Annotated in this window: 22 protein-coding genes; 15 read left to right on the forward strand and 7 right to left on the reverse strand. The window is 42.8% G+C overall.

Going from position 1 to position 24,753, the window contains the following annotated elements; translation table 11 throughout:
- Positions 1-278: 278 nt before the first annotated feature.
- The 13 genes from ispU to tilS all read left to right on the forward strand — a co-directional run bounded on the left by ispU (position 279) and on the right by tilS (position 16,509).
- Entirely contained in the window at positions 279-974 is a 696-nt protein-coding gene (ispU, locus tag C6H66_RS07860; protein WP_236548292.1) for a (2E,6E)-farnesyl-diphosphate-specific ditrans,polycis-undecaprenyl-diphosphate synthase, read from the forward strand.
- A gap of 9 nt (positions 975-983) precedes the next feature.
- Positions 984-1,832 (forward strand): phosphatidate cytidylyltransferase, encoded by an 849-nt coding sequence (gene cdsA, locus C6H66_RS07865; protein ID WP_105395278.1) that lies wholly within the window; start codon positions 984-986, stop codon positions 1,830-1,832.
- A gap of 28 nt (positions 1,833-1,860) precedes the next feature.
- Positions 1,861-3,216: a sigma E protease regulator RseP gene (rseP, locus tag C6H66_RS07870; protein ID WP_105395279.1), complete on the forward strand. Its 1,356-nt coding sequence runs from the start codon at positions 1,861-1,863 to the stop codon at positions 3,214-3,216.
- A 34-nt stretch (positions 3,217-3,250) separates the two neighbouring features.
- Complete coding sequence (bamA, locus tag C6H66_RS07875; RefSeq protein WP_105395291.1) at positions 3,251-5,644, forward strand: outer membrane protein assembly factor BamA; 2,394 nt, start codon at positions 3,251-3,253, stop codon at positions 5,642-5,644.
- Positions 5,645-5,754: 110 nt separating this feature from the next.
- Complete coding sequence (skp, locus tag C6H66_RS07880; protein WP_036812315.1) at positions 5,755-6,252, forward strand: molecular chaperone Skp; 498 nt, start codon at positions 5,755-5,757, stop codon at positions 6,250-6,252.
- Between the two features lie 3 nt (positions 6,253-6,255).
- The gene (lpxD, locus tag C6H66_RS07885) at positions 6,256-7,284 is read left to right on the forward strand and encodes a UDP-3-O-(3-hydroxymyristoyl)glucosamine N-acyltransferase (protein ID WP_036812099.1); all 1,029 of its coding nucleotides are present in this window, start codon (positions 6,256-6,258) and stop codon (positions 7,282-7,284) included.
- A gap of 154 nt (positions 7,285-7,438) precedes the next feature.
- Positions 7,439-7,891 (forward strand): 3-hydroxyacyl-ACP dehydratase FabZ, encoded by a 453-nt coding sequence (fabZ, locus tag C6H66_RS07890; RefSeq protein WP_036781244.1) that lies wholly within the window; start codon positions 7,439-7,441, stop codon positions 7,889-7,891.
- Positions 7,892-7,894: 3 nt separating this feature from the next.
- The gene (lpxA, locus tag C6H66_RS07895) at positions 7,895-8,683 is read left to right on the forward strand and encodes an acyl-ACP--UDP-N-acetylglucosamine O-acyltransferase (protein ID WP_036812098.1); all 789 of its coding nucleotides are present in this window, start codon (positions 7,895-7,897) and stop codon (positions 8,681-8,683) included.
- Between the two features lie 4 nt (positions 8,684-8,687).
- Positions 8,688-9,872 carry a lipid-A-disaccharide synthase gene (gene lpxB / locus C6H66_RS07900; protein WP_105395280.1) on the forward strand — a complete coding sequence of 395 codons (1,185 nt, stop codon included), beginning with the start codon at positions 8,688-8,690 and terminating at the stop codon, positions 9,870-9,872.
- Positions 9,869-10,459, forward strand: coding sequence for a ribonuclease HII (rnhB, locus tag C6H66_RS07905; RefSeq protein WP_105395281.1), 591 nt, complete (start codon positions 9,869-9,871; stop codon positions 10,457-10,459). The genes lpxB and rnhB overlap by 4 nt, the downstream gene beginning before the upstream one ends.
- Before the next feature lie 57 nt (positions 10,460-10,516).
- Positions 10,517-13,999, forward strand: coding sequence for a DNA polymerase III subunit alpha (gene dnaE, locus C6H66_RS07910; RefSeq protein WP_036781234.1), 3,483 nt, complete (start codon positions 10,517-10,519; stop codon positions 13,997-13,999).
- 12 nt (positions 14,000-14,011) lie between these two features.
- Complete coding sequence (accA, locus tag C6H66_RS07915) at positions 14,012-14,971, forward strand: acetyl-CoA carboxylase carboxyl transferase subunit alpha (RefSeq protein WP_036812094.1); 960 nt, start codon at positions 14,012-14,014, stop codon at positions 14,969-14,971.
- A gap of 209 nt (positions 14,972-15,180) precedes the next feature.
- Complete coding sequence (gene tilS, locus C6H66_RS07920; protein ID WP_046397440.1) at positions 15,181-16,509, forward strand: tRNA lysidine(34) synthetase TilS; 1,329 nt, start codon at positions 15,181-15,183, stop codon at positions 16,507-16,509.
- Between the two features lie 32 nt (positions 16,510-16,541).
- Here the strand turns inward: tilS and rof are convergent, their stop codons facing one another.
- Positions 16,542-16,808, reverse strand: a complete 267-nt coding sequence (gene rof, locus C6H66_RS07925; RefSeq protein WP_036781226.1) for a Rho-binding antiterminator — start codon at positions 16,806-16,808, stop codon at positions 16,542-16,544.
- Positions 16,809-17,142: 334 nt separating this feature from the next.
- Here rof and nlpE point away from each other — a divergent pair, with 334 nt between their 5' ends.
- Positions 17,143-17,808 carry an envelope stress response activation lipoprotein NlpE gene (nlpE, locus tag C6H66_RS07930; protein ID WP_105395282.1) on the forward strand — a complete coding sequence of 222 codons (666 nt, stop codon included), beginning with the start codon at positions 17,143-17,145 and terminating at the stop codon, positions 17,806-17,808.
- Between the two features lie 107 nt (positions 17,809-17,915).
- Here nlpE and proS read toward each other — a convergent pair whose 3' ends face one another.
- From proS to metN, 6 genes are all read right to left on the reverse strand, one after another.
- Positions 17,916-19,634 carry a proline--tRNA ligase gene (gene proS, locus C6H66_RS07935; protein WP_105395283.1) on the reverse strand — a complete coding sequence of 573 codons (1,719 nt, stop codon included), beginning with the start codon at positions 19,632-19,634 and terminating at the stop codon, positions 17,916-17,918.
- 125 nt (positions 19,635-19,759) lie between these two features.
- Entirely contained in the window at positions 19,760-20,467 is a 708-nt protein-coding gene (gene tsaA / locus C6H66_RS07940; RefSeq protein ID WP_036812087.1) for a tRNA (N6-threonylcarbamoyladenosine(37)-N6)-methyltransferase TrmO, read from the reverse strand.
- Positions 20,464-20,811: an Rcs stress response system protein RcsF gene (rcsF, locus tag C6H66_RS07945; protein ID WP_422615600.1), complete on the reverse strand. Its 348-nt coding sequence runs from the start codon at positions 20,809-20,811 to the stop codon at positions 20,464-20,466. Before rcsF ends, tsaA begins: the two co-directional genes overlap by 4 nt.
- Positions 20,812-21,004: 193 nt before the next feature.
- Entirely contained in the window at positions 21,005-21,820 is an 816-nt protein-coding gene (locus C6H66_RS07950) for a MetQ/NlpA family lipoprotein (protein ID WP_036812082.1), read from the reverse strand.
- 65 nt (positions 21,821-21,885) lie between these two features.
- On the reverse strand, positions 21,886-22,539 hold the full coding sequence (locus C6H66_RS07955) for a methionine ABC transporter permease MetI (RefSeq protein WP_040154155.1): 654 nt from the start codon (positions 22,537-22,539) through the stop codon (positions 21,886-21,888).
- Positions 22,532-23,563, reverse strand: a complete 1,032-nt coding sequence (gene metN, locus C6H66_RS07960; RefSeq protein ID WP_046397443.1) for a methionine ABC transporter ATP-binding protein MetN — start codon at positions 23,561-23,563, stop codon at positions 22,532-22,534. Before metN ends, C6H66_RS07955 begins: the two co-directional genes overlap by 8 nt.
- Before the next feature lie 196 nt (positions 23,564-23,759).
- Between metN and gmhB the strand changes: the two genes are divergently transcribed.
- Positions 23,760-24,326, forward strand: coding sequence for a D-glycero-beta-D-manno-heptose 1,7-bisphosphate 7-phosphatase (gene gmhB / locus C6H66_RS07965; RefSeq protein WP_105395284.1), 567 nt, complete (start codon positions 23,760-23,762; stop codon positions 24,324-24,326).
- Positions 24,327-24,753 lie beyond the last annotated feature (427 nt).

Consider the following 24,753-nt stretch of genomic DNA (forward strand, 5'->3'; position numbering starts at 1 on the left):
GATTGGCAAATGGGTATTTGTCCGCATTTTTACCTGATGGTATAGTTTGCGTATAACTGTTGGTTGATATAATTAACGGTCCAGATTTTGGAAGTTCTCTTCCAGATAATTAGGCTTTTACCCAGGCCGTGGATACCAGACACGGCTTTTTTACGTTTGGATGCCTGAACTTGTAAGAGAATTACCCTGACCAGTAAAGGATTAATTGAGTGATATTATCCAGCAATCATCATCAGAACGATTTATCGTCATTATTACCTAAACATGTTGCCATTATTATGGATGGTAACGGCCGTTGGGCAAAGAAGCGAGGGAAATTAAGAGCCTTTGGTCATCGTGCGGGGATTAAAGCGGTACGGAGTGCGGTGAGTTTCTCGGCTAAACATAAAATAGAGTCACTGACGTTATACGCTTTCAGTAGTGAAAACTGGAATCGACCGGAGCAAGAAGTCAGTTCTTTAATGGAATTATTTATTTTTGCACTAGATAGCGAAGTCAAAAGCTTACATAAGCATAATATTAGATTATCTGTTATTGGTGATATCAGCCGGTTCAGTGAGCGTTTACAGGATCGTATCTATCGCTCAGTTAAGTTGACTGCTAATAATACGGGGCTGCGACTTAATATTGCTGCAAATTATGGTGGTCGTTGGGATATTGTTCAAAATGTTCAGAAAATTGCTCAGCAGATTAAAGATAATTCCCTTGAGCCACAGGATATTACTGAAGAATTAGTTAATAATTATATGAATCTAAGCCAGCAGCCTCAGGTTGATTTAGTCATCAGAACCGGAGGTGAGCATCGTATCAGTAATTTTCTGTTATGGCAGATAGCTTATGCAGAATTCTATTTTACCGATATACTCTGGCCTGATTTTGATGAAACTGTTTTTGAAGGTGCAATTAATGCCTTTGCTAAAAGAGAACGCCGGTTTGGCGGAACAATACCAGACGATGCCGATGTGGGATCATAGGAGGAACTCTTGCTGAAGTACCGCCTTATAACGGCTGTGATATTAATCCCTCTTGTGATTGCCGCTCTGTTTTTGCTGCCGCCAGTAGCGTTTGGGCTGGTTATTATCGCTGTTTCAGCCCTTGCCGCATGGGAATGGGGGCAATTTGCTGGCTTATTCAGCCAAACGAAACGGGCTATTCTGGCGGCTCTGTTTGCTATTGGTTTATTAGCCCTACAGTATACTCTGCCAGATTTCACTGATTTGATTGGACAGCCGCAAATCACTTTTGCCCTATGGGGGGGGATGATTTGGTGGATTGTCGCGACGCTTCTGGTTGTTACCTACCCTTCTTCCGCTGCAATTTGGAAGAAATCCATTTTATTGCGCCTTTTGTTTGGTATCCTGACATTAGTGCCGTTTTACTGTGGAATGATGGTCTTACGGACTCAGGGATATGGTGATAATTCATATTATGGAGCATGGTGGTTACTGTATGTCATGTTGCTGGTATGGGGGGCGGATTCTGGCGCTTATCTTTTTGGACGTACTTTAGGTAAACGTAAAATGGCGCCGAAAGTTTCTCCAGGAAAAACGCTGGAAGGATTTATCGGAGGATTAATGACAGCGGCCATTATTTCATGGTTGTTTGGGAAATATGCTCCAGTACCTGCAATGCCTGAAAAACTTATGTTGTGTTCTGCTATTGTTGTTATCGCTTCTGTATTTGGTGATTTAACTGAGAGTATGTTCAAACGTGAATCAGGTATTAAGGATAGCAGCCAGCTAATTCCGGGGCATGGCGGTGTTATGGATCGTATTGATAGTTTGACTGCTGCGATCCCTGTCTTTGCCGGCATGATATTGCTGGTGTTTTGATCTCTCTGTTTGACGGCGTTTAAAAAATATGATGGGAATTCTCTGGAATCTGGCGGCTTTTATTATTGCGCTAGGCATATTGATCACTGTGCATGAGTTCGGTCATTTTTGGGTAGCCAGAAAGTGTGGTATTCACGTTGAACGTTTCTCCATTGGTTTTGGTAAAGCGCTATGGCGGCGTATGGATCGCCAGGGAACGGAGTATGTTATAGCCCTTATTCCACTGGGGGGATATGTGAAAATGCTTGATGAGCGTGTTTCACCTGTTTCTCCTGAACACCGTCATATGGCATTCAATAATAAAACACTTGGTCAACGTGCTGCGGTTGTCAGTGCCGGGCCAATTGCTAACTTTTTATTGGCGGCTGTGGTTTATTGGTTAGTTTTTATTATTGGTGTGCCGGCAATACGTCCTGTTGTTGCGGATATCAAATCAGATTCTATCGCTGCGCAAGCAAATATTTCATCGGGAATGGAACTAAAATCCGTAGATGGTATCGAAACGCCTGATTGGAATTCAGTTCGTTTTGCTCTGGTGGGCAAGATAGGTGACGATAATATGACCGTTCAGGTTATCTCTCCTGGTTCATCATATCCGGTAGAGAAAATTCTGGATTTGCGGCAATGGAACTTTGATCCTGATAAGCAGGACCCTGTGTTATCTCTAGGGATTATGCCTGTCGCTCCTCATTTGGATTCTCTGGTGGAAAAAGTTATCCCTGGCTCCGCAGCAGAAAAAGCGGGTTTGCAAAAGGGGGATAGGATAGTTAAAGTCGGTGATCAGGAAATAGATGCTTGGCATACGTTTACATCCTTTGTCAGTAATAATCCGAATGTCCCGTTGGAACTTTCCGTGGATCGGGCTGGTCATATTATTTCTCTCTCTATGACGCCGGAAGTAAAACAACAATCCGGTGGTAGGAAAGTTGGTTTTGCCGGTGTGGAACTGCGAGTTGTGCCATTAGCCGATGAATATAGAATCGTTCAGCAATATGGGCCTTTCTCTGCCATGTATCAGGCTGGAGATAAGACTTGGCAACTGATGCGATTAACTGTCAGTATGATTGGTAAGCTGATCGTTGGTGATGTGAAAATTAACAACCTGAGTGGGCCTATCTCTATTGCCAAAGGGGCGGGGGTGTCGGCTGATTCCGGCTTGGTGTATTATTTGATGTTTTTGGCGCTGATAAGCGTCAATCTTGGGATTATTAACCTAATCCCATTACCTGTGTTAGATGGTGGACATCTGCTCTTCTTGTTTATCGAAAAGATAAAAGGTGGGCCGGTTTCCGAGCGTGTACAAGACTTCAGCTATCGCATTGGTGCCATGATACTGGTGTTATTGATGGGGCTTGCACTTTTCAATGATTTCTCCCGTTTTTAAAGCGGAAGACTGGTTAGGAAGACGCATTACAACGATGGCGATGAAAAAGTTACTCATAGCGTCGCTGCTGTTCGGCAGCGCCACTGCATACGGTGCAGACGGATTCGTAGTTCAGGACATTCACTTTGAAGGTCTTCAACGCGTCGCCGTAGGTGCAGCATTATTGAATATGCCAGTTCGCGTAGGTGATACAGTCAGCGATGAAGATATCGGTCGTACCATTCATGCACTATTTGCTACTGGTAACTTTGAAGACGTTCGTGTCCTGCGTGATGGCAATACACTTATTGTTCAGGTAAAAGAACGGCCGACTATTGCCAGCATCACTTTCTCCGGCAATAAATCGGTGAAAGATGACATGTTGAAACAAAACCTTGAGGCATCTCATGTTCGGGTCGGAGAAGCCCTTGACCGCACGATGCTGTCCAATATCGAAAGAGGATTAGAGGATTTCTATTACAGTGTGGGGAAATACAACGCTAGTGTAAAAGCGGTTGTTACGCCACTGCCACGTAACCGTGTCGATTTAAAACTGGTTTTTGCTGAGGGTGTTTCGGCAAAAATCCAGCAAATTAACATTGTCGGTAATAAATCATTTTCTTCTGATGAGCTATTGAATCGTTTCCAACTTAGAGATAATGTGCCGTGGTGGAATCTGACTGCCGATCAGAAATATCAGAAACAAAAACTGACTGGTGACCTTGAAGCATTGCGCAGTTTTTACCTTGATCGCGGTTATGCCCGTTTCAACATTGATTCGACTCAGGTCAGCTTGACGCCAGATAAAAAAGGTATTTATGTCACGATAAATATGACCGAAGGGGATCAATACAAAATATCAGGTATTGACCTAAACGGTAATATGGCGGGTTATCAGTCAGAAATTACTAAGCTGGCTGCCATTGAGCCTGGATCTCTGTATAACGGGACTCAGGTGACTAAAATGGAAAATGACATTAAGAACTTGCTTGGTCGCTATGGTTATGCTTATCCACGAGTGATGACGCAACCTGAAATCAATGATCAAGATAAAACAGTAAAGCTGCATGTCAATATTGATGCGGGTAACCGTTTCTATGTTCGTAAAATTCGTTTCTCTGGTAATGACACCACTAAAGATTCTGTTCTGCGTCGTGAAATGCGTCAGATGGAAAGAGCTTGGTTAGGGAGTGATCTGGTTGAACTGGGTAAAGAGCGTCTTAACCGTTTGGGGTATTTCGAAACGGTAGATGTTGAAACTCAGCGTGTACCAGGCAGCCCTGATCAGGTAGATGTCGTTTATAAAGTGAAAGAGCGCAATACCGGCTCTTTGAACTTTGGTGTTGGTTTTGGTACAGAAAGCGGTGTTAGCTTCCAGGTTGGTGCTCAGCAAGATAACTGGTTAGGTACAGGTAATGCTGTGGGGATTAATGCTAGTAAGAACGATTATTCAACCTATGCAGAGCTCTCCTTCACTGATCCATACTTCACAGTTAATGGAGTGAGTCTTGGTGGCCGGGTATTCTACAACGATTTCAGAGCCGATGATGCTGAATTATCCGGCTATACCAACCAAAGTTATGGTATAGATGGTTTCCTCGGTTTCCCGGTTAATGAAAATAACTCCCTGCGTTTTGGGTTAAATTATGTGCATAACTCACTGTCTGATATGCTTCCTCAGGCAGCTATGTGGCGCTATCTGAATTCTATGGGTGAGAAACCAGATTATAAAAGTAAAGCTGAGTTCAAAGCGGATGACTTTGCTTTGAATATAGGTTGGACATATAACAATCTTGACCGTGGCTTCTTCCCAACATCCGGCGTGAAATCGACTCTGAATGGTAAAGTGACTATTCCTGGTTCGGATAACGAATTCTATAAAGTGACTCTTGATACTTCTGCGTATTATCCGATTAATGACGATCATACTTGGGTGATTTTGGGGCGTGGTCGTTTAGGTTATGGGGATGGATTAGGCGGTAAAGAGTTGCCATTCTATGAAAACTTTTATGCAGGTGGCTCCAGTACGGTTCGCGGTTTCCGTTCTAACAATATTGGGCCTAAAGCGATTTATCTGAATGGAAAAGATGATCCTAAGAAAGATAGCCCATCTCGCGATGCTGTGGGGGGGAATGCAATGGCGGTAGCTAGCCTTGAGCTGATTACTCCAACGCCGTTCCTTGATAGTAAGTATTCGAACTCTGTCCGAACTTCATTCTTTATTGATTCAGGTACGGTTTGGGATACCTATTGGAATGATTCTGCTGCTATGAAGAGCAGAGGCATACCTGATTACAGTAAACCAGGTAATATCCGTGTTTCGGCGGGTATTGCATTGCAATGGATGTCTCCTTTAGGTCCGCTGGTATTCTCTTATGCTAAGCCGATCAAAGACTACGAAGGTGATAGATCAGAGCAATTCCAATTTAATATTGGCAAAACCTGGTGATAATGCGTTTTTATCTTATTATTGATAGAGCAAGCTCTGAAATCGTAGGTTTCAGAGTATTGACTAAGTTTTCCAATAGGTTACAGATAGCGTGGTTTAAGGAGTTTATAGTGAAAAAATGGTTGTGTGCAGCAAGCTTTGGTATTGCATTAGCTTTCTCTGCTGGCGTTCAGGCAGCAGACAAAATTGCCGTTGTAAATGTTGGTGAGATTTTTCAGCAGCTGCCAGCCCGCGAAGCAGTTGCGAAGCAGTTGGAAAATGAGTTTAAAAACCGCGCATCTGAATTGCAACGGATGGAAACTGACTTGCAATCCAAGATCCAGAAATTACAGCGTGATGGTTCCACTATGAAATCCAGTGAGCGTACTAAGCTGGAAAAAGATGTGATGGCTAAACGTGAAGAATTTGCCAAAAAAGCTCAAGCTTTTGAACAAGATCACCGTCGTCGCGAGATGGAAGAACGCAACAAAATTCTAAGTCGTATTCAGGACGCAATCAAAGTAGTGGCTGGCAAAGAAGGCTATGATGTCGTTATTGATGCGAATGCTGTTGCTTATTCAGTATCTGGCAAAAATATTACTGCAAGTGTATTGAAACAGGTTAAATAATAGATGTCTTCAATTCGATTGGCTGATTTAGCTCAGCAGTTGAATGCACAATTACATGGTGATGGCGATATTGTTATCACCAGTATTGCACCAATGCATTCTGCCAATAGCGAGCAGATCACTTTTTTGTCTGACAGTCGTTACCGTGAGCGTTTAGGTGAATGTCAGGCAGCCGCCGTCGTTCTCCAGGCGTCAGATCTTCCTTATTGCAATATTCCTGCGCTGGTTGTCGCCAATCCTTATCTGGCATATGCCTATATGGCTCAGATTATGGATACAACACCGGTTCCCGCACAGGATATTCACCCTTCTGCGGTGATTTCACCTCTGGCAACTTTGGGTAAGAATGTTGCTGTTGGAGCCAATGCGGTTATCGAGTCTGGCGTTGTGCTTGGTGACAATGTGGTTATCGGCGCAGGCTGCTTTATTGGTAAAAATACGCGTATTGGCGCGGGAAGTCGTCTTTGGGCGAATGTCTCTGTTTATCACAATATTGAAATGGGTGAACAGTGTTTGATCCAATCAGGAGCAGTGATTGGGTCTGATGGTTTTGGCTATGCGAATGATCGTGGTAAGTGGGTTAAAATCCCTCAATTAGGTTCAGTTATTATTGGTGACCGGGTTGAGATTGGCGCTTGTACGACGATCGATCGGGGAGCTTTGGATAATACTATTATCGGCAATGGCGTCATTATCGATAATCAGTGTCAGATTGCTCATAATGTTATCATTGGTGACAATACGGCGATTGCTGGTGGTGTGATCATGGCTGGTAGTCTGAAAATTGGTTGTTACTGTATGATTGGTGGCGCCAGTGTAATTAATGGACATATGGAAATCTGTGATAAGGTAACAGTCACGGGAATGAGTATGGTGATGCGTCCTATCACTGAACCTGGTGTATACTCCTCTGGCATTCCGGCACAACCAAATAAAGTTTGGCGTAAGACGGCAGCTTTAGTCATGAATATCAATGAAATGAATAAACGTCTTAAGTCAATGGAGAGTAAACTGGAAGGCGAAAACGAGTAATTGCACTATATTTAATTGTACTAGATTTAATTGCACTATATTTTTATTTTTGGTTGTGTTTTATTTTGCGGCCTGCCTGGGAACTCTGGATTTGGGGTTTAAGCGGGCCGTGTCGTTAATACAATTAGTCCTTTTTGACAGGAAGAGTATTTAGATGAGTGATAATCATACTCTGCACATTGAAGAAATTTTAGATCTACTTCCACATCGTTATCCGTTTTTATTGGTGGATCGCGTTCTTGATTTTGAGGAAGGTAAATTCTTACGTGCAGTAAAAAATGTATCTTTTAACGAACCCTTCTTTCAGGGACATTTTCCCGGCAAACCTATTTTCCCTGGCGTTCTGATCCTTGAAGCTATGGCACAGGCTACCGGAATTCTGGCATTTAAGAGTGTGGGTAAACTAGAGCCAAATGAGCTCTATTATTTTGCCGCTATCGATGGTGCCCGTTTTAAACGTCCGGTAGTGCCTGGGGATCAAATGATATTAGAAGTAGAATTTATTAAGGAGCGTCGAGGGGTTGCGCGTTGTAGAGGCGTAGCGAAAGTCGATGGAGAAGTAGCTTGCGAAGCAGAAATGATGTGTGCTCGCCGTCGTGAGGTCTAGTCTATGATTGATGAAACCGCTTATATACATCCTAGCGCTATTATAGAAGATGGCGCGGTTATCGGTGCTAATGTTCGTATTGGACCGTTTTGTTGTATTGGTTCTCAGGTTGAAATTGGCGAAGGTACAGAGCTGAAATCTCATGTTGTTGTCAATGGAATAACCAAAATCGGTCGTGATAACCAGATTTTTCAATTTGCTTCTATTGGCGAAATGAATCAGGACCTGAAATATCACGGTGAACCAACCCGAGTTGAAATTGGTGATCGTAACCGTATCCGCGAAAGTGTCACCATTCATCGTGGCACCGTGCAAGGTGGCGGTGTAACGAAAATCGGCAATGATAATTTGTTGATGATTAATGCCCATATTGCTCATGACTGTATTGTCGGTGATCGTTGTGTCATTGCGAATAATGGTACTTTAGGGGGGCATGTTATCCTGGGGGATTATGTCATCATTGGTGGTATGAGTGCGATTCATCAGTTCTGTCAGATAGGCTCTCATGCTATGGTGGGAGGGTGTTCCGGAGTGGTACAGGATATTCCGCCATATGTTATTGCTCAGGGGAATCATGCAACACCTTTTGGCACCAACGTCGAAGGTCTGAAACGCCGTGGTTTTGATAAAGAGTCATTGCATGCAATTAGAAATGCGTACAAAATTTTGTATCGTAACGGAAAAACGTTAGAAGAAGCACAACAAGAAATTGCTGAGCTGGCTGAAAATAATCAGCATGTAAAGATTTTCAGTGATTTTTTGGCAAATTCTACCCGCGGCATTATCCGTTAAGTAGATGAAGGATACTCCTTTGGCTACCATTTCTTCTATTGATAGTCTGCGTCCGCTGACTATTGGATTAATCGCCGGAGAAACCTCCGGTGATATCCTTGGTGCAGGTTTGATTCGTGCTTTAAAAGTAAAAGTACCTAATGCCCGTTTTGTCGGTGTGGCGGGTCCTCTTATGCAGGCTGAAGGTTGTGAAGCTTGGTATGAGATGGAAGAGCTAGCAGTAATGGGGGTTGTTGAAGTTCTCGAACGTTTGCCTCGTTTGCTGAAAATACGTAAGGATCTGACAACCCGTTTCACTGAATTGAAACCTGATGTATTTGTGGGTATTGATGCGCCGGATTTCAATATCACCTTGGAAGGTCGGTTAAAACAGCGAGGCATTCGCACTATTCATTATGTTAGCCCGTCGGTATGGGCTTGGCGGCAAAAACGTGTTTTCAAAATTGGTAAAGCTACAGATATGGTTCTCGCTTTCTTACCTTTTGAAAAAGCGTTTTACGATAAGTTTAATGTTCCGTGCCGGTTTATTGGACATACGATGGCGGATGCCATGCCATTGCAACCAAATAAAGCAGCGGCGCGTGAACTATTAGATATTCCGCCAGAGGCTGTTTGCTTGGCTTTATTGCCTGGGAGTCGTCATTCTGAGGTTGAGATGCTGAGTGCGGATTTTCTTAAAACAGCTCAGTTATTGCAGCAAAGCATACCTGATCTGCATGTATTTGTACCGTTGGTGAATGTTAAACGGCGTGAACAATTTGAGCGCATTAAGCAGGAAGTTGCGCCAGAGCTGAATGTTCATCTTGTGGATGGCAAAGCGCGAGAAATCATGATTGCAAGTGATGCTGCGCTTTTGGCCTCTGGTACCGCTGCTTTGGAATGTATGTTGGCAAAATGTCCAATGGTGGTTGGTTACCGGATGAAGCCATTAACTTTCTGGTTGGCAAAACGTCTGGTAAAAACGCCTTATGTTTCATTGCCTAACTTATTATCCGGTGAAGAGTTAGTTAAAGAATTATTGCAGGAAGAATGTCAGCCGCAAAAACTTGCAGATAAATTGTTGCCGTTACTACAAGGCAATGAAAAAGTTGAAGTATTGAAACAGACATTTTTACATTTGCATGAAAGCATTCGTTGTAATGCTGACGAACAAGCAGCACAAGCCGTGTTGGAATTGGCAGGAAAATGATGGAATTTATATATCCTCAGGCGAGTCTGATTGCTGGGGTTGATGAAGTTGGTCGAGGCCCGTTAGTGGGTGCAGTTGTAACTGCGGCTGTGATTTTAGATCCGTTACGGCCGATAGTGGGTTTGGCTGATTCTAAAAAACTGAGTGAAAAACGCCGTGAGGCACTGTATCTGGAGATCACAGAAAAAGCGTTGTACTGGAGTTTAGGGCGTGCAGAACCGGCGGAAATTGATCAATTGAATATCCTGCATGCAACTATGCTTGCGATGCAGAGGGCTGTGGCTAATTTGCCTATTTCTCCTGAATATGTGCTGATTGATGGTAATCGTTGCCCTAAATTACCCATGCCCGCACAAGCGGTAATAAAAGGCGATGGACTTGTTGCTGAAATCAGTGCCGCTTCTATTGTGGCGAAAGTTACCAGAGATCGGGAAATGGCTGAACTTGATCAACTGTTTCCTGAATATGGATTTGCTAAGCATAAAGGGTACCCGACCGCATTTCATTTAGAAAAGTTGGCTCAGTTGGGTGCGACAGAGCATCATCGTAAAAGCTTTGCGCCAGTTAAGAGAGCAATTGGCTTTTAAGTAAACTGGTTGACTGAATACCGCTATTCTTCAAATTGATATCATCTGGATAAATATATGGCCGAACCCCGTTTTGTGCACTTACGTGTTCACAGCGACTATTCAATGATTGATGGCTTAGCCAAAACCAGCCCTTTAGTGAAAAAGGTTGCGCAGTTAGGTATGCCGGCTTTTGCGATCACTGATTTTACTAATTTGTGTGGGTTGGTGAGATTTTACGGCAGTGCTCATGGAGCAGGAGTAAAACCGATTATTGGTGCTGATTTCTATGTAGAAAGTGAACTGCTTGGTGATGAGTACGCTAGCCTCACTATTCTTGCGCGCAATAATACTGGTTATCATAACCTGACGTTGCTGATATCAGAGGCTTATCAGAAGGGATATGGTGCGATTGGTCCGACAATTAAACTAGAATGGCTGATAAACCATAAAGAAGGTCTAATCTTACTCTCTGGTGGCCGTATGGGGGATGTGGGTAAATTCCTGCTACGTGGTAATCAGGTCATGGTGGACCAATGCCTTGAGTTTTATCAGGAGCATTTTCCCGGCTGTTATTATTTGGAGTTGATCCGCACTGGGCGTGCAGATGAAGAAAGTTATCTTCATGCCGCGGTTGCACTGGCAACGGAAAAAAACCTGCCAGTCGTTGCAACTAATGATGTTTGTTTCATTGATAGCGAAGATTTTGATGCACATGAGATTCGCGTAGCGATTCATGATGGCTATACTTTGGCCGACCCCAAACGCCCGAAAAATTACAGTCCTCAGCAATATCTGCGTAGTGAACAGGAAATGTGTGAACTATTCGCTGATATTCCTGAAGCGCTGGAGAACAGTGTAGAAATTGCTAAGCGCTGTAATGTCACTATTCGCCTTGGTGAATATTTCCTGCCGCAATTCCCTACGGGAGAAATGAGTACTGAAGATTATCTGATAGATAGATCTAAACAAGGGTTGGAAGAACGCTTGGCATTTCTCTATCCGGACCCTAAAGTACGTGCAGAAAAACGTCCTGAATATGATGAGAGACTCGATGTTGAACTTCGGGTTATCAACCAGATGGGATTTCCTGGCTACTTCCTGATCGTGATGGAATTCATTCAGTGGTCGAAAGACAACGGTGTTCCTGTAGGTCCTGGACGTGGTTCGGGGGCTGGTTCTTTGGTGGCTTATGCCCTGAAAATAACCGATCTCGATCCTTTGGAATTTGACCTGCTATTTGAACGATTCCTAAACCCTGAACGTGTTTCGATGCCTGATTTTGACGTCGATTTCTGTATGGAAAAACGCGATCTGGTGATTGATCATGTGGCTGATATATATGGCCGTGACGCCGTATCTCAGATCATCACATTCGGAACAATGGCAGCGAAAGCGGTAATCCGGGATGTTGGCCGAGTGCTAGGGCATCCATACGGATTTGTTGATAGGATTTCCAAATTGATACCGCTTGATCCAGGTATGACGCTGGAGAAAGCATTTGCCGCGGAGCCACAACTTCCTGAAATCTATGAAGCGGATGAGGAAGTTAAGGCGCTGATAGATATGGCGCGTAAATTGGAAGGTGTCACTCGTAATGCCGGGAAACACGCGGGTGGGGTGGTTATTGCTCCAACTAAAATCACCGATTTTTCGCCTCTCTATTGTGACCCAGAAGGTTTGAACCCGGTTACTCAGTTTGATAAAAACGATGTGGAATATGCAGGGTTGGTGAAATTTGACTTCCTCGGATTGAGGACACTGACCATTATCAACTGGGCATTAGAGATGATCAACGCGCGTAGAGCGAAGAAAGGTCTGGAGCCGATTGATATTGCAGCAATTCCACTGAGTGACGCTAAAAGCTTTGATATGTTGCAACGCGCTGAAACAACAGCGGTATTTCAGCTTGAATCCCGTGGTATGAAGGATCTGATTAAACGTCTGCGTCCCGACTGCTTCGAAGATATGATCGCGCTTGTTGCTTTATTCCGTCCAGGTCCTTTGCAATCAGGCATGGTGGATAACTTCATTGACCGCAAACACGGCCGGGAAGAGATCTCATACCCGGATATACAGTGGCAGCACGAATCTTTACAGCCAGTATTAGAGCCAACTTACGGCATTATCCTTTATCAAGAACAAGTGATGCAGATTGCTCAAGTATTGGCAGGATATACTCTCGGTGGTGCAGATATGCTCCGACGAGCGATGGGCAAGAAAAAACCGGAGGAGATGGCTAAGCAGCGTTCTGTCTTTGAAGACGGAGCAAAAAAACTGGGTATTGATGGCCAACTGGCAATGAAAATCTTTGACCTGGTAGAAAAGTTTGCCGGTTACGGATTTAACAAATCTCACTCTGCTGCGTATGCCTTGGTTTCTTATCAAACCTTATGGTTGAAAGCACATTACCCGGCTGAATTCATGGCTGCGGTAATGACTGCTGATATGGATAATACAGAAAAAGTTGTTGGTTTGATTGATGAATGCTGGCGCATGGGGTTGAAAATCTTACCACCTGATATCAATAGTGGCTTGTATCATTTCCACGTTAATGATGACGGGGAGATCGTATATGGTATCGGTGCAATTAAAGGGGTAGGTGAAGGGCCGATTGAAGCGATCATCGAAGCTCGTCAGAAAGGTGGTTATTTTAGAGAACTGTTTGATTTATGTGCCCGTGTTGACATCAAGAAGTTAAGTCGCCGAGTGATGGAAAAACTGATCATGTCAGGGGCATTTGACCGTTTGGGGCCGCACCGTGCAGCACTGATGTCTACGCTGGAAGATGCCCTAAAAGCGGCGGATCAACATGCTAAAGCGGAAGCGACTGGTCAGACTGACATGTTTGGTGTATTAGCTGAAGAGCCAGAAGAAGTGGAACGCTCTTATGCCAATATTCCTCAATGGCCGGAACAGATTGTTCTTGACGGTGAACGGGAAACGTTGGGTCTCTATTTAACCGGGCATCCTATTACTCGTTATTTAAAAGAAATTGAGCGCTATACTAATGGATTGAGGTTAAAAGATGTGAATCCAACACCGCGCGGTCAGGTAACGACTGTGATAGGGTTAGTGTTAGCATCCAAAGTGATTATAACCAAACGGGGTAACCGGATTGGTATTTGTACCTTAGATGACCGTTCAGGACGTCTAGAAGTTATGTTATTTTCCGATGCTTTGGAGAAATATCGGCATTTGTTAGAACAAGACCGGATATTAATTGCTACAGGGCAGGTCAGCTTTGATGACTTCAATGGCGGTCTTAAAATGACAGCTCGTGAATTAATGGATATTAGTGAAGCGCGTGAAAAATATGCGCGTGGGCTTGCTATCTCGCTGTCAGACAGGCAAATTGATGATCAATTGTTGAACCGTCTTCGTAGTGCATTGGAACCACATCGTTCGGGAACGATACCAGTTCATCTTTATTACCAGAGGGAAGACGCCCGCGCCCGTTTAAGATTTGGTGCGACGTGGAGGGTAACGCCAACGGATAACCTTCTGACAGATTTGCGAACTCTGCTGGGTAATGAGCAGGTAGAATTAGAATTTGACTAAAATAGGAATGTTATGAGTCTGAATTTTCTTGAATTTGAACAGCCGATTGCCGAGCTGGAAGCGAAAATTGATTCGCTAACCGCAGTTAGCCGTCAAGGTGAAAAATTAGATATAAATCTGGATGAAGAAGTACAACGTTTGCGGGAAAAAAGTCTGGAATTGACTCGCAAAATCTTTTCAGATTTAGGTGCCTGGCAAATTGCTCAACTTGCCCGTCACCCACGTCGTCCTTATACGTTGGACTATATTCAGCATATTTTTACTGATTTTGAAGAGCTTGCGGGTGATCGTGCTTATGCTGATGACAAAGCAATTGTGGGTGGTCTGGCTCGTCTTGATGGGCGTCCAGTGATGGTTATTGGTCACCAAAAAGGCCGTGAAACCAAAGAAAAAATTCGCCGTAATTTCGGTATGCCGGCGCCAGAAGGGTATCGTAAGGCTTTGCGCCTGATGGAAATGGCCGAGCGCTTTAAACTGCCAATTATTACTTTCATTGATACTCCTGGCGCATATCCAGGGGTTGGTGCAGAAGAGCGCGGTCAATCTGAGGCGATTGCTCGCAACTTGCGTGAAATGTCCCGCCTGTCTGTGCCTGTTATTTGTACTGTGATTGGTGAAGGCGGCTCTGGTGGTGCATTGGCGATTGGTGTTGGTGATAAAGTGAATATGCTGCAATACAGTACTTATTCTGTTATCTCCCCAGAAGGTTGTGCTTCAATTTTGTGGAAAAGTGCGGAAAAAGCACCTTTGGCGGCAGAAGCGATGGGGATTGTCGCATCTCGTTTGAAAGAATTGGAATTGATCGATACTGTGATCTCAGAGCCATTAGGTGGCGCCCATCGTGACTATGAAGCAATCTCCGCGTCGTTGAAAGCTCAGTTGTTGGTTGATCTGGCAGAGCTTGATCATCTGACATCTGAAGAGTTAATTGACCGCCGATATCAGCGCTTAATGCAATATGGTTATTGTTGATATCTGAACTCATTGTTTGAATGAGGGATGGAAATGATTGTAACTGATAAATTTCAGCTACTTCCATCCCTTGCTGTTTCTGCTTTATTTATTTTGTATTTTTAATGAAAGTGACGGAAAGTGTTATTAACGGGCAGTGATCTTAAACTGAATAAAATAGGCGATAACGAATTTATATTATTGCACATTAGAGAACGCTTGAATCTGTAATGACAAACATTAATGAGCGACTATTTTTCACTTTGGCTAAACAGCTTGGTGAATATAAGAAAATTCTGGTTGGATTCAGTGGTGGGTTAGATTCTTCTGTTTTGCTTCATTTGCTGGTTAATTGGCGTAATCAACATAATCAGGAAATTCAACTAAGAGCAATGCATATTCACCACGGTTTAAACCTAAAAGCAGATCAATGGGTTGAACATTGCCAGCAGATCTGTGATGACTGGCAAGTGGCGTTTCATTCTGCAAGAGTCACGATAGATGCTCGTCAAAAGGGGATTGAGGCTGCGGCTCGCGAGGCTCGATATCAGGTATTCAAGCGCGAATTACAAAAAGACGAAATTTTGGTAACCGCTCAACATCTTGATGATCAGGCGGAGACTTTTTTACTGGCATTAAAGCGAGGTAGTGGTCCGGCAGGTCTTGCTTCTATGCCTTCAATCGCTGTATTTGCTGATACATTATTGTTACGTCCGTTACTTGACTATAGCCGGAATGAATTGGAAATGTATGCCAGTAAACATCGTCTGAATTGGATTGAAGACGACAGTAATCAAGATGATCGTTATGACAGAAATTTTCTGCGTTTACATATCATGCCGTTACTGAATCAACGTTGGCCGCATTTCCCTCAATCTGCTGCTCGTAGTGCAAGTTTATGTGGTGAACAAGAACAGCTTCTAGATGAATTACTGAATGAGTCTTTGAAAGAGCTGATAACCCAAGATGGTGCTTTGGGTATTTCGTCTTTGGTTGTATGTTCAGAAGCCAAACGAAATGCTTTGTTACGCCGTTGGTTTGGTTACCATGAGATGAAAATGCCTTCACGAGAACAGCTTAGCCGGCTTTGGCATGAGGTGGCTCTTGCTCGTACTGATGCTGAGCCTCGGTTACAATTTGGTAAATATGATGTACGCCGTTATAAGCAAAAACTCTGGCTGGTTCCTCAGTGTCAATCGTTGAGAGAGACTATTCTTGAGTGGGATATTTGCAATACTTTGGTATTACCGGATCGCTTAGGAGAATTGAATATTTCTGATTGCGGTATTCAAGTGAGGGTCCCGGCTGATAATGAACGAGTGACTATTCGCTTTGGTGTCCAGGGAATGATAAGTATTGTGGGGCGTCAACACTCCCGGCATAGTAAAAAATTGTGGCAAGAGCTTGGGGTCGCTCCGTGGTTTAGAGAACGAATTCCATTGCTTTATTACAACGAACAATTGATAGCAGCGTTAGGTGTTTTTGTCACCAAGGGAAGTGAAGCGGCAGAAGGAAGAGAAAAGTTAACAATTAACTGGCATAAAACGCTGTTAAAATAAAACGTTAAGCCGCCAAAGGCGGCTGTTTTCTATCAAGATTCAGAGTGTTCAATAGTAATAGTGCCAATTTTAGGGTGACTGAAACTGGCAATATGATCTAACCGCAATTCACGGGGTTTACCTTCTGTTTCAATTATCAAGTATTCAACTTTTTTTCTTAAAACCAAATCACAGGCTTTTCCTTCAATAACTTCCCCGCCCCGCAACTTTATGTGGAGATGGAGCTGATGTTGGCAAGTTGACTCAAGATTGTCGTAGTCGTCACAGTTAATTGGTTGATATTCAGTATTTATAGACATATTCGCTCACCACTATGGTTAGTGGCGGTTATTGCCGCCCGTGGTTGTTAAAAATTGTAACTCAAAAGCACTGTTAATGACTATAGCACAGGAAATCAATCGTGATTAATGAATAACTTTGGTTATTCATTCTGAACAGTAAATAAATAAAAGTCTTATTTCACAGCAAGTTCCTGACAAAAGTATTAAAATCAGCCCACGTTATTTTACTATTATTGGGTAACATCCTTAAGAAGGACAGTACTTACGCTATTAGGCTTGAATAGTCGCTATGTTCCTTGTGTTACTTATAAGATGAGAATTATAGAGTTCATTATACTGTGTGGAGATAAATGTGAATAAAAAACTTTTGACAGCGTTAGTTGCAGTGGGCGTATCTGCTTTGATGGGATGTAAAGGTAACTCAGCACAGCAAACGGGTTCACAGCCAGTAGATCAGACTTTTCATGGTACTCTTCCTTGCGCTGATTGTTCTGGTATTGATACCACACTGTTATTGGATAATGACGGTACTTATATTCTGGAACAAACTTATCTTGATACTCGTGATGGTGACCAGTCATTCTTTGAATCCGGTCTATGGGCGAAAGATGGAGAGAAAATTCACCTGACAAAATCAGATGACCAGAAATCTTATTATCTGCCGAAAGGTGAAAACCTGGTAATGCTCGATATTGAAGGCAATAAAATTGAATCATCATTCAATTATGAACTGCAACGGGTAAAACCGAAGAAACTGGCGGGTGAGTACAGTTATATGGCTGATGCTGCTTTGTTTACAGATTGTAGTACAGGTAAGCGGTATGCTGTAACGGAAAGTCTGGATTTGGAGCAAGGCTATCACCAAGTCGGTGTGGAAGGTGGAACGCCGGTTTATGTTGAAGTTGAAGGTTATTACAGCGTCCGTCCTTCAATGGAAGATGGGCAATTTGATTCCGCTTTGATTCAGACAGGTAAAATCCATTTCGATAAATCGAAATCTTGTAATATGAAGAAATAATTCTAGTTTCAGTATATATGGTGATAATGGGCAAGAAACGTAAAATGCTCTGTTGCGATATGACCATTATCACCATACTATTCAATAAATTACTGCAATAATCCTAATTAACAACCTAGTTGTTGCTTCAAGCAATCAACAACATCGTCTAGTTTCAGCATCTGTTTTTCATCACCGCGACGATGTTTATATTCTACTTCGCCATTATCAAGATTACGGTCACCAATAACGATAGTGTGTGGTACACCGATAAGCTCCATATCGGCAAACATCACGCCTGGGCGTTCTTTACGATCATCAAAAATAACATCAATACCGCTAGCGCGTAGATCGGCATACAGTTTCTCTGCAACTTCTTTAACACGGTATGACTTGTGCATATTCATTGGCAAAATAGCAACTTGGAATGGTGCAATTGCATCAGGCCAGATGATACCGCGGTCATCGTGATTTTGTTCAATCGCTGAGGCGACAATACGAGTAACACCAATACCATAACAGCCCATAGTGACTATCTGATTGTGACCGTCTTCGCCTTGAACTGTCGCTTTCATGGCATCAGAATATTTGGTGCCAAGTTGGAAGATATGGCCAACTTCAATACCACGTTTGATGAGTAATGTCCCTTTACCATCTGGGCTGGCATCACCTTCAACAACATTACGGATATCAGCAACTTCTGGTAGCGGCAGATCACGCTCCCAGTTGATGCCGAAATAGTGTTTGTCATCGATATTGGCGCCTGCGCCAAAGTCACTCATTACGGCCACACTGCGGTCGATAATAACGGGTATTGGTAGATTGACAGGTCCCAATGAACCCGGGCCTGCGCCAACAATTGAGCGAATCTCTTCTTCGGTAGCAAAAGTCAGTGGGCTGGCAACTAAAGATAATTTCTCTGCTTTGATTCCATTAAGTTCGTGGTCGCCGCGAACCAGTAAGGCAATCAATTTATGACCTGTTCCTTCTGATGCGTGAACCATCAGGGTTTTAACGGTTTTCTCAATTGGCAGATTGAATTGCTCAACCAGTTCTGCAATTGTTTTTGCATTTGGAGTCTCTACCAAATGCATCTCTTCTGTTGGTACAGCGCGATCATGAACGGGGGCAACAGCTTCGGCTAATTCAATATTAGCTGCGTAATTGGATTCAGTTGAGAAAACGATATCATCTTCTCCACTAGCTGCCAGAACCTGAAACTCATGGGAAGCACTACCACCGATGGAACCGGTGTCTGCCAGGACAGCACGAAAATCTAAACCTATACGAGTAAAAATTTTGCTGTAGGCTTCGTACATGTTGTCGTAAGTTTCTTGTAATGATGCCTGGGTAGCATGGAAAGAGTAAGCGTCTTTCATTAGGAATTCACGGGAACGCATCACACCGAAACGAGGGCGAACTTCATCGCGAAATTTAGTCTGAATCTGGAATAAAGTCAGTGGTAACTGCTTATATGAGCTGACTTCATTGCGGATCAAATCGGTGATGACCTCTTCATGAGTTGGACCTAGTACAAAAGGACGATCACCTCGGTCAACAAAACGCAGTAACTCTGGACCATATTGTTCCCAACGGCCACTTTCTTGCCATAGATCTGCCGGCTGTACGACGGGCATAGATATTTCAATCGCTCCGGCATTGTTCATCTCTTCTCGAACAATTTTTTCGACTTTTTTGAGTACACGGATACCTGTAGGCATCCAATTATACAGACCTGAAGCGAGTTTACGGATCATGCCCGCACGCAGCATCAGCTTATGGCTGACAACCTCCGCATCGGCAGGAGTCTCTTTTAATGTAGAGAGCAGATATTGGCTAGTACGCATTGTTAGGTTCCATTAGAGCAGCAAATTGCTTCTGACTGGCAAAAATTTGCCAGCCAATAAAAAAACGAAAATAAGCCTTTAGTCTACCAGTGAGTTTAAGATGCCAAAAGGGTATATGCTGATTTTTAATGGGGATCTATGGAGACCACTTCGGTTAATGTGTCACAGATTCTCCAGCGTACATTAAAATCCAGTAAATGAGCTGCATATTCCCGATTTTCCTGTTCTCCTCTCCGGTAAGCAGGACGAGGATCTTGAGCCAAAACCTGACTGATAAAACGGCGTAAATTCGGGTAAATATTTTGAACTGAGATGAGCTGTTGCTCAGCGGCAGGCGAAAATATCACTTCCATATCGGTAGAAGGGGCTTGCTGTGCAAAACCTGCCACTGCATGTGGCTGACATTCAGCAAAAGGTAAATAAGGCTTAATATCAATAACAGGCGTACCATCAACTAAATCCAGGCTACCCAGTTCCAGAGTAACTTGACCTTTCTTGTATTCGATCCCTTTAAGTTCAATCAGAGACATACCAATTGGATTTGGTCGAAAAGTCGAACGGGTTGCGAATACGCCCATTTTTGCATTGCCACCTAAACGAGGAGGACGCACCATTGGCTTCCAGCCGCCTTCTATTGTTTGATGGAAGATAAAAATAACCCACAGATGACTAAATTGTTCCAGACCACGAACTGCATCCGGTTGATTATAGGGAGGAAGAAGTAGCAGTTTCCCACCACCATCTTCAATAAGACCTGGTTGGCGGGGAACGGCAAATTTTTCTTTATAAGGGGAGTGGATAACCCCTATCTGCGTGAAATGGAAATCGGTCATTGGGTGATAAGCAGGGCTGAACCTTCACATATCGCTATCTGGTAGCATCCTTGGCCTGATAATATTTCGCATTGATGCAATAAAACAGCGTTAGCATCCAAATAAGCTGCTTTGGTTATCATCTGGTTGCGAGCCACGGTGATATTCGCTGGTGGATCTTGTAAGGAGCTGCGACATGATTGACCAGAAACAATCCCTAAATCTTTAAATGAGGCACCTAATAATTCTTCACTCTTGGTATATAGCTTTACGGATGAGGAAAAATGTTTTTTTTCGCCAGTTGATAGTTTTGTGAGTCTCATATCTGATAACTGGGAAGAGTCAGTAAATGTTGTTTGTTGCATTGAACATCCTGTTATGGACAGTGCTAACAAAGAGGCAAGTAGCCTACGCATTATAGATCCTCGAATTTTTACTGTTAGAGTTAAGCGAGTAGATCAGGTTAACAAAAAATACCGAAAACATGATGCCATAATAAATCAGGCGGACAATCTGTCCGCCTGATTATTCTAATATCGATGAGCGTAATATGAAAGATTACCAACCTTTCACAGCACCACCATTAAAGATCTTATTGGCAGCTTCATCAACTTCGTCGGATTGATATGCCTTAACGAATTTCTTAACGTTTTCAGCATCTTTATTATCTTCTCGACTAACCAGTAGGTTTACATATGGAGAATCTTTATCTTCAACGAATAAACCATCTTTTGCTGGAGTCAGGCCAATCTGGCTGGCATATGTTGTGTTGATGATTGCCAGAGCAATTTTTTGATCATCCAGTGAACGTGGTAATTGTGGAGCTTCCAGTTCGACTAGTTTTAGATTCTTAGGGTTTTCAACAATGTCTAAAACTGTTGGCAATAAACCTATGCCATCTTTCAGTTTAATTAGACCTTGTTTCTGTAACAGTAATAAAGAACGGCCTAAGTTCGTTGGATCGTTTGGTAACGCAATTTGGGAACCATCCTGTAATTCATCCAAAGATTTAATTTTTTTGGAATAACCCGCAATTGGATAAACAAAAGAGTTGCCAACTATGACCATCTTATAACCACGGTCTTTGATTTGCTGATCCATATAGGGTTTGTGCTGGTATGCATTCAGATCAATATCACCTTTACTCAGCGCTTCGTTTGGTAATACAAAATCATTAAAGGTTACTAACTCTACATCAAGACCATATTTATCTTTAGCTACTTTTTTCGCAATTTCAGCAACTTCCTGCTCTGCGCCGACGATAACGCCGACTTTAATATGGTTTGGATCTTGTTTTTCTTGCCCACAACCCGCCAAAATTAATGAACCTAAAAGAGCGCTGATAGTTGCGATTGTTCTTAATTTAACAGACATACTTTACCCCTATAGAATACTGATTTATTAGTACCGACACAGGTACTGCTATTAAAATGATCTTATTATTTGTGTGTTGTGGCTTTGACTAAACGGTCACCACTTAATTGAATTAAATAAACTAAAATAACCAGTAATACTAACACGGTATTCATTACTGTTGCATTATAGCCGATATAACCGTATTGGTAGCCAATCTGCCCTAATCCACCTGCACCTACAGCACCTCCCATTGCGGAATAACCGACTAAAGTAATGAGGGTAATTGTGGCTGCATTGAGTAAACCAGGTAATGCTTCAGGTAACAGAATTTTCTTTATAATCTGGAATGGGGTTGCTCCCATTGCTCTGGCGGCTTCAATTAGTCCCGATGGAATTTCTAATAAAGCATTTTCCACCATACGAGCAATAAATGGTGCAGCACCTATGGTTAATGGGACAATGGCAGCTTGTAAACCGATCGATGTTCCCACAATTAGTCTGGTAAAAGGAATCATCCACACCAGTAAAATAATAAATGGAATAGAACGGAAAACATTGACTACCGCTGAAAGAAAACGATAGAGCTTGCTATTTTCCATAATTTGACCGGGACGGGTGACATATAACAATACACCTATCGGCAACCCGATAATGAAGCCAAAGAAACCAGAAACAAAAGTCATTACTAGAGTTTCCCAGACGCCTTTAGCCAGTAATAAAATCATTCCTTCAGACATAACCGAGAACCTCTACTTTCACATGATGATCTTGTAAAAACTTAATCGTTGATTCAACGCTGCCATTTTCACCGTGTAATTCCGCTAGCATCACACCAAATTTTACGCCACCGGCATAGTCGATTTGAGAACTTAATATATTCATATCAATATCAAAACGACGTACAGCCATTGAAATTAGTGGAGCATCTACAGACTGACCGGTGAACTCTAATTTCAATAATGGACTAAGATCTGGTGCTGGGTGGCTTTGCATTTTTTGTACATAATCTTCAGGGATATCCAGATGCAAAGTTGACTGAATAAATGCCTGAGCGATAGGTGTTTTGGGGTGAGAGAACACTTCACTAACAATGTCTTGTTCAATCAATTGCCCGCCACTAATAACGGCTACCTGATCACAAATACGTTTGACGACATCCATTTCATGTGTAATCAACAGAATGGTTAGCCCCAGACGGCGATTAATGTCTTTCAATAATTCCAGAATAGAACGTGTTGTTGCGGGATCCAGAGCGCTGGTTGCTTCATCACATAAAAGTACTTTAGGTGAATTAGCCAGAGCACGAGCAATAGCAACACGTTGCTTCTGTCCGCCAGAGAGATTTGCTGGATAAGCATCATGCTTATCTGTAAGACCAACAAGCTCCAATAACTCGTCTACCCGCTTTTTGATTTCGGCCTTTGGAATGTTATCTAATTCCAAAGGTAAAGCTATGTTGCCAAATACTGTTCTTGAAGACAGCAAATTGAAATGCTGGAAAATCATGCCGATACGACGACGTGCACGGGTTAAATCACCATCAGATAAGATAGTTAAATCCTGACCATCGACCAGTACTTGCCCGGAAGTTGGACGTTCAAGCATATTTACACAGCGAATCAGTGTACTTTTACCTGCGCCGGATGAGCCAATGACACCGTAAATTTGCCCTTGCGGAACATGCAGGCTGATATCTGAAAGCGCGTTAATAGAACGGGCACCCTGCTGGAATATTTTATTGATATGAGACAGTTTTATCATTTTTATTCTTATTTGTTTTTATAAAAATTTTGAAAATTGATAGCTTGAACATTTTTGAGAAAGCAAACCACCCGTTGGATCGGATGTTAAGGTGTCTAGACGTCTAAGTCAACTGTGAATAAATTAATTGCTGCATTCTCATTCATGGCTAAATCGTGCGATACTGAGGGCTTCTTAACATTCTTGGAGCAATCGGGTGACACAAGGTATTCCTGCCGTATTTTTAGATCGTGACGGAACAATAAATATCGATCATGGTTATGTACATGAAATAGATGATTTTCAATTTATCGATGGTGTCATTGAAGCCATGATTGAATTGAAAAAGATGGGGTATGCACTGGTATTAGTCACAAACCAGTCAGGTATTGCCCGTGGCATTTTCGATGAAGAGCAGTTTTTGCAACTGACGGAATGGATGGATTGGTCGCTAGCAGATCGTGGTGTAGATTTGGATGGCATCTATTATTGTCCTCATCATCCAGATGCAACTGAAGGGCAATATAAGAAGAGTTGTGACTGCCGCAAACCACAGCCGGGTATGTTGCTGGATGCGCAGAGGGAGCTTGGTATCGATATGACGGCTTCTTTTATGATTGGTGACAAAATCGAAGATATGCAAGCCGCGACTCTGGCAAAAATTGGCACTAAGGTATTGGTTCGCACAGGTAAACCCGTTACCACTGAAGCTGAACAAGCGGCTGATTTGATAATAAATAGTCTTGCAGACTTACCTAAAGCAATTAAAGGCATCAAAAAATAGTCTTTTTGTTCTTTATGTCATCATGTTGAAGAAAAAATCCTCAAATGAAAGTTTTTTTCAAATAAATGCTTGCCAGCGTCAAAGAATTCCCTATAATGCGCCACCACTGACCGACACAACGCTGATAAACATTGTGAGGTCAGGCAGGGAGAAAGCCAATAAGCGCTTGACTCTGCGGGCGAACAGCGTAGTATACGCAGCCCGGCTGAACGAGAATGTGATTTTTTGATTCAGCCTGCTCTTTAACAATTAATCAGACAATCTGTGTGGGCACTCACAAGACCGTATCACAAAAAAATACGTTTTAAAGTCTTGAAGAGTGAACAACAGTTAATTCATTACGAACTAATTAGTCAGAATTCTTTGAGCATCAAACTTTGAATTGAAGAGTTTGATCATGGCTCAGATTGAACGCTGGCGGCAGGCC

Origin of the sequence: Photorhabdus hindustanensis (assembly GCF_002968995.1) — a bacterium.
Classification (GTDB): Bacteria; Pseudomonadota; Gammaproteobacteria; order Enterobacterales; family Enterobacteriaceae; genus Photorhabdus; species Photorhabdus akhurstii.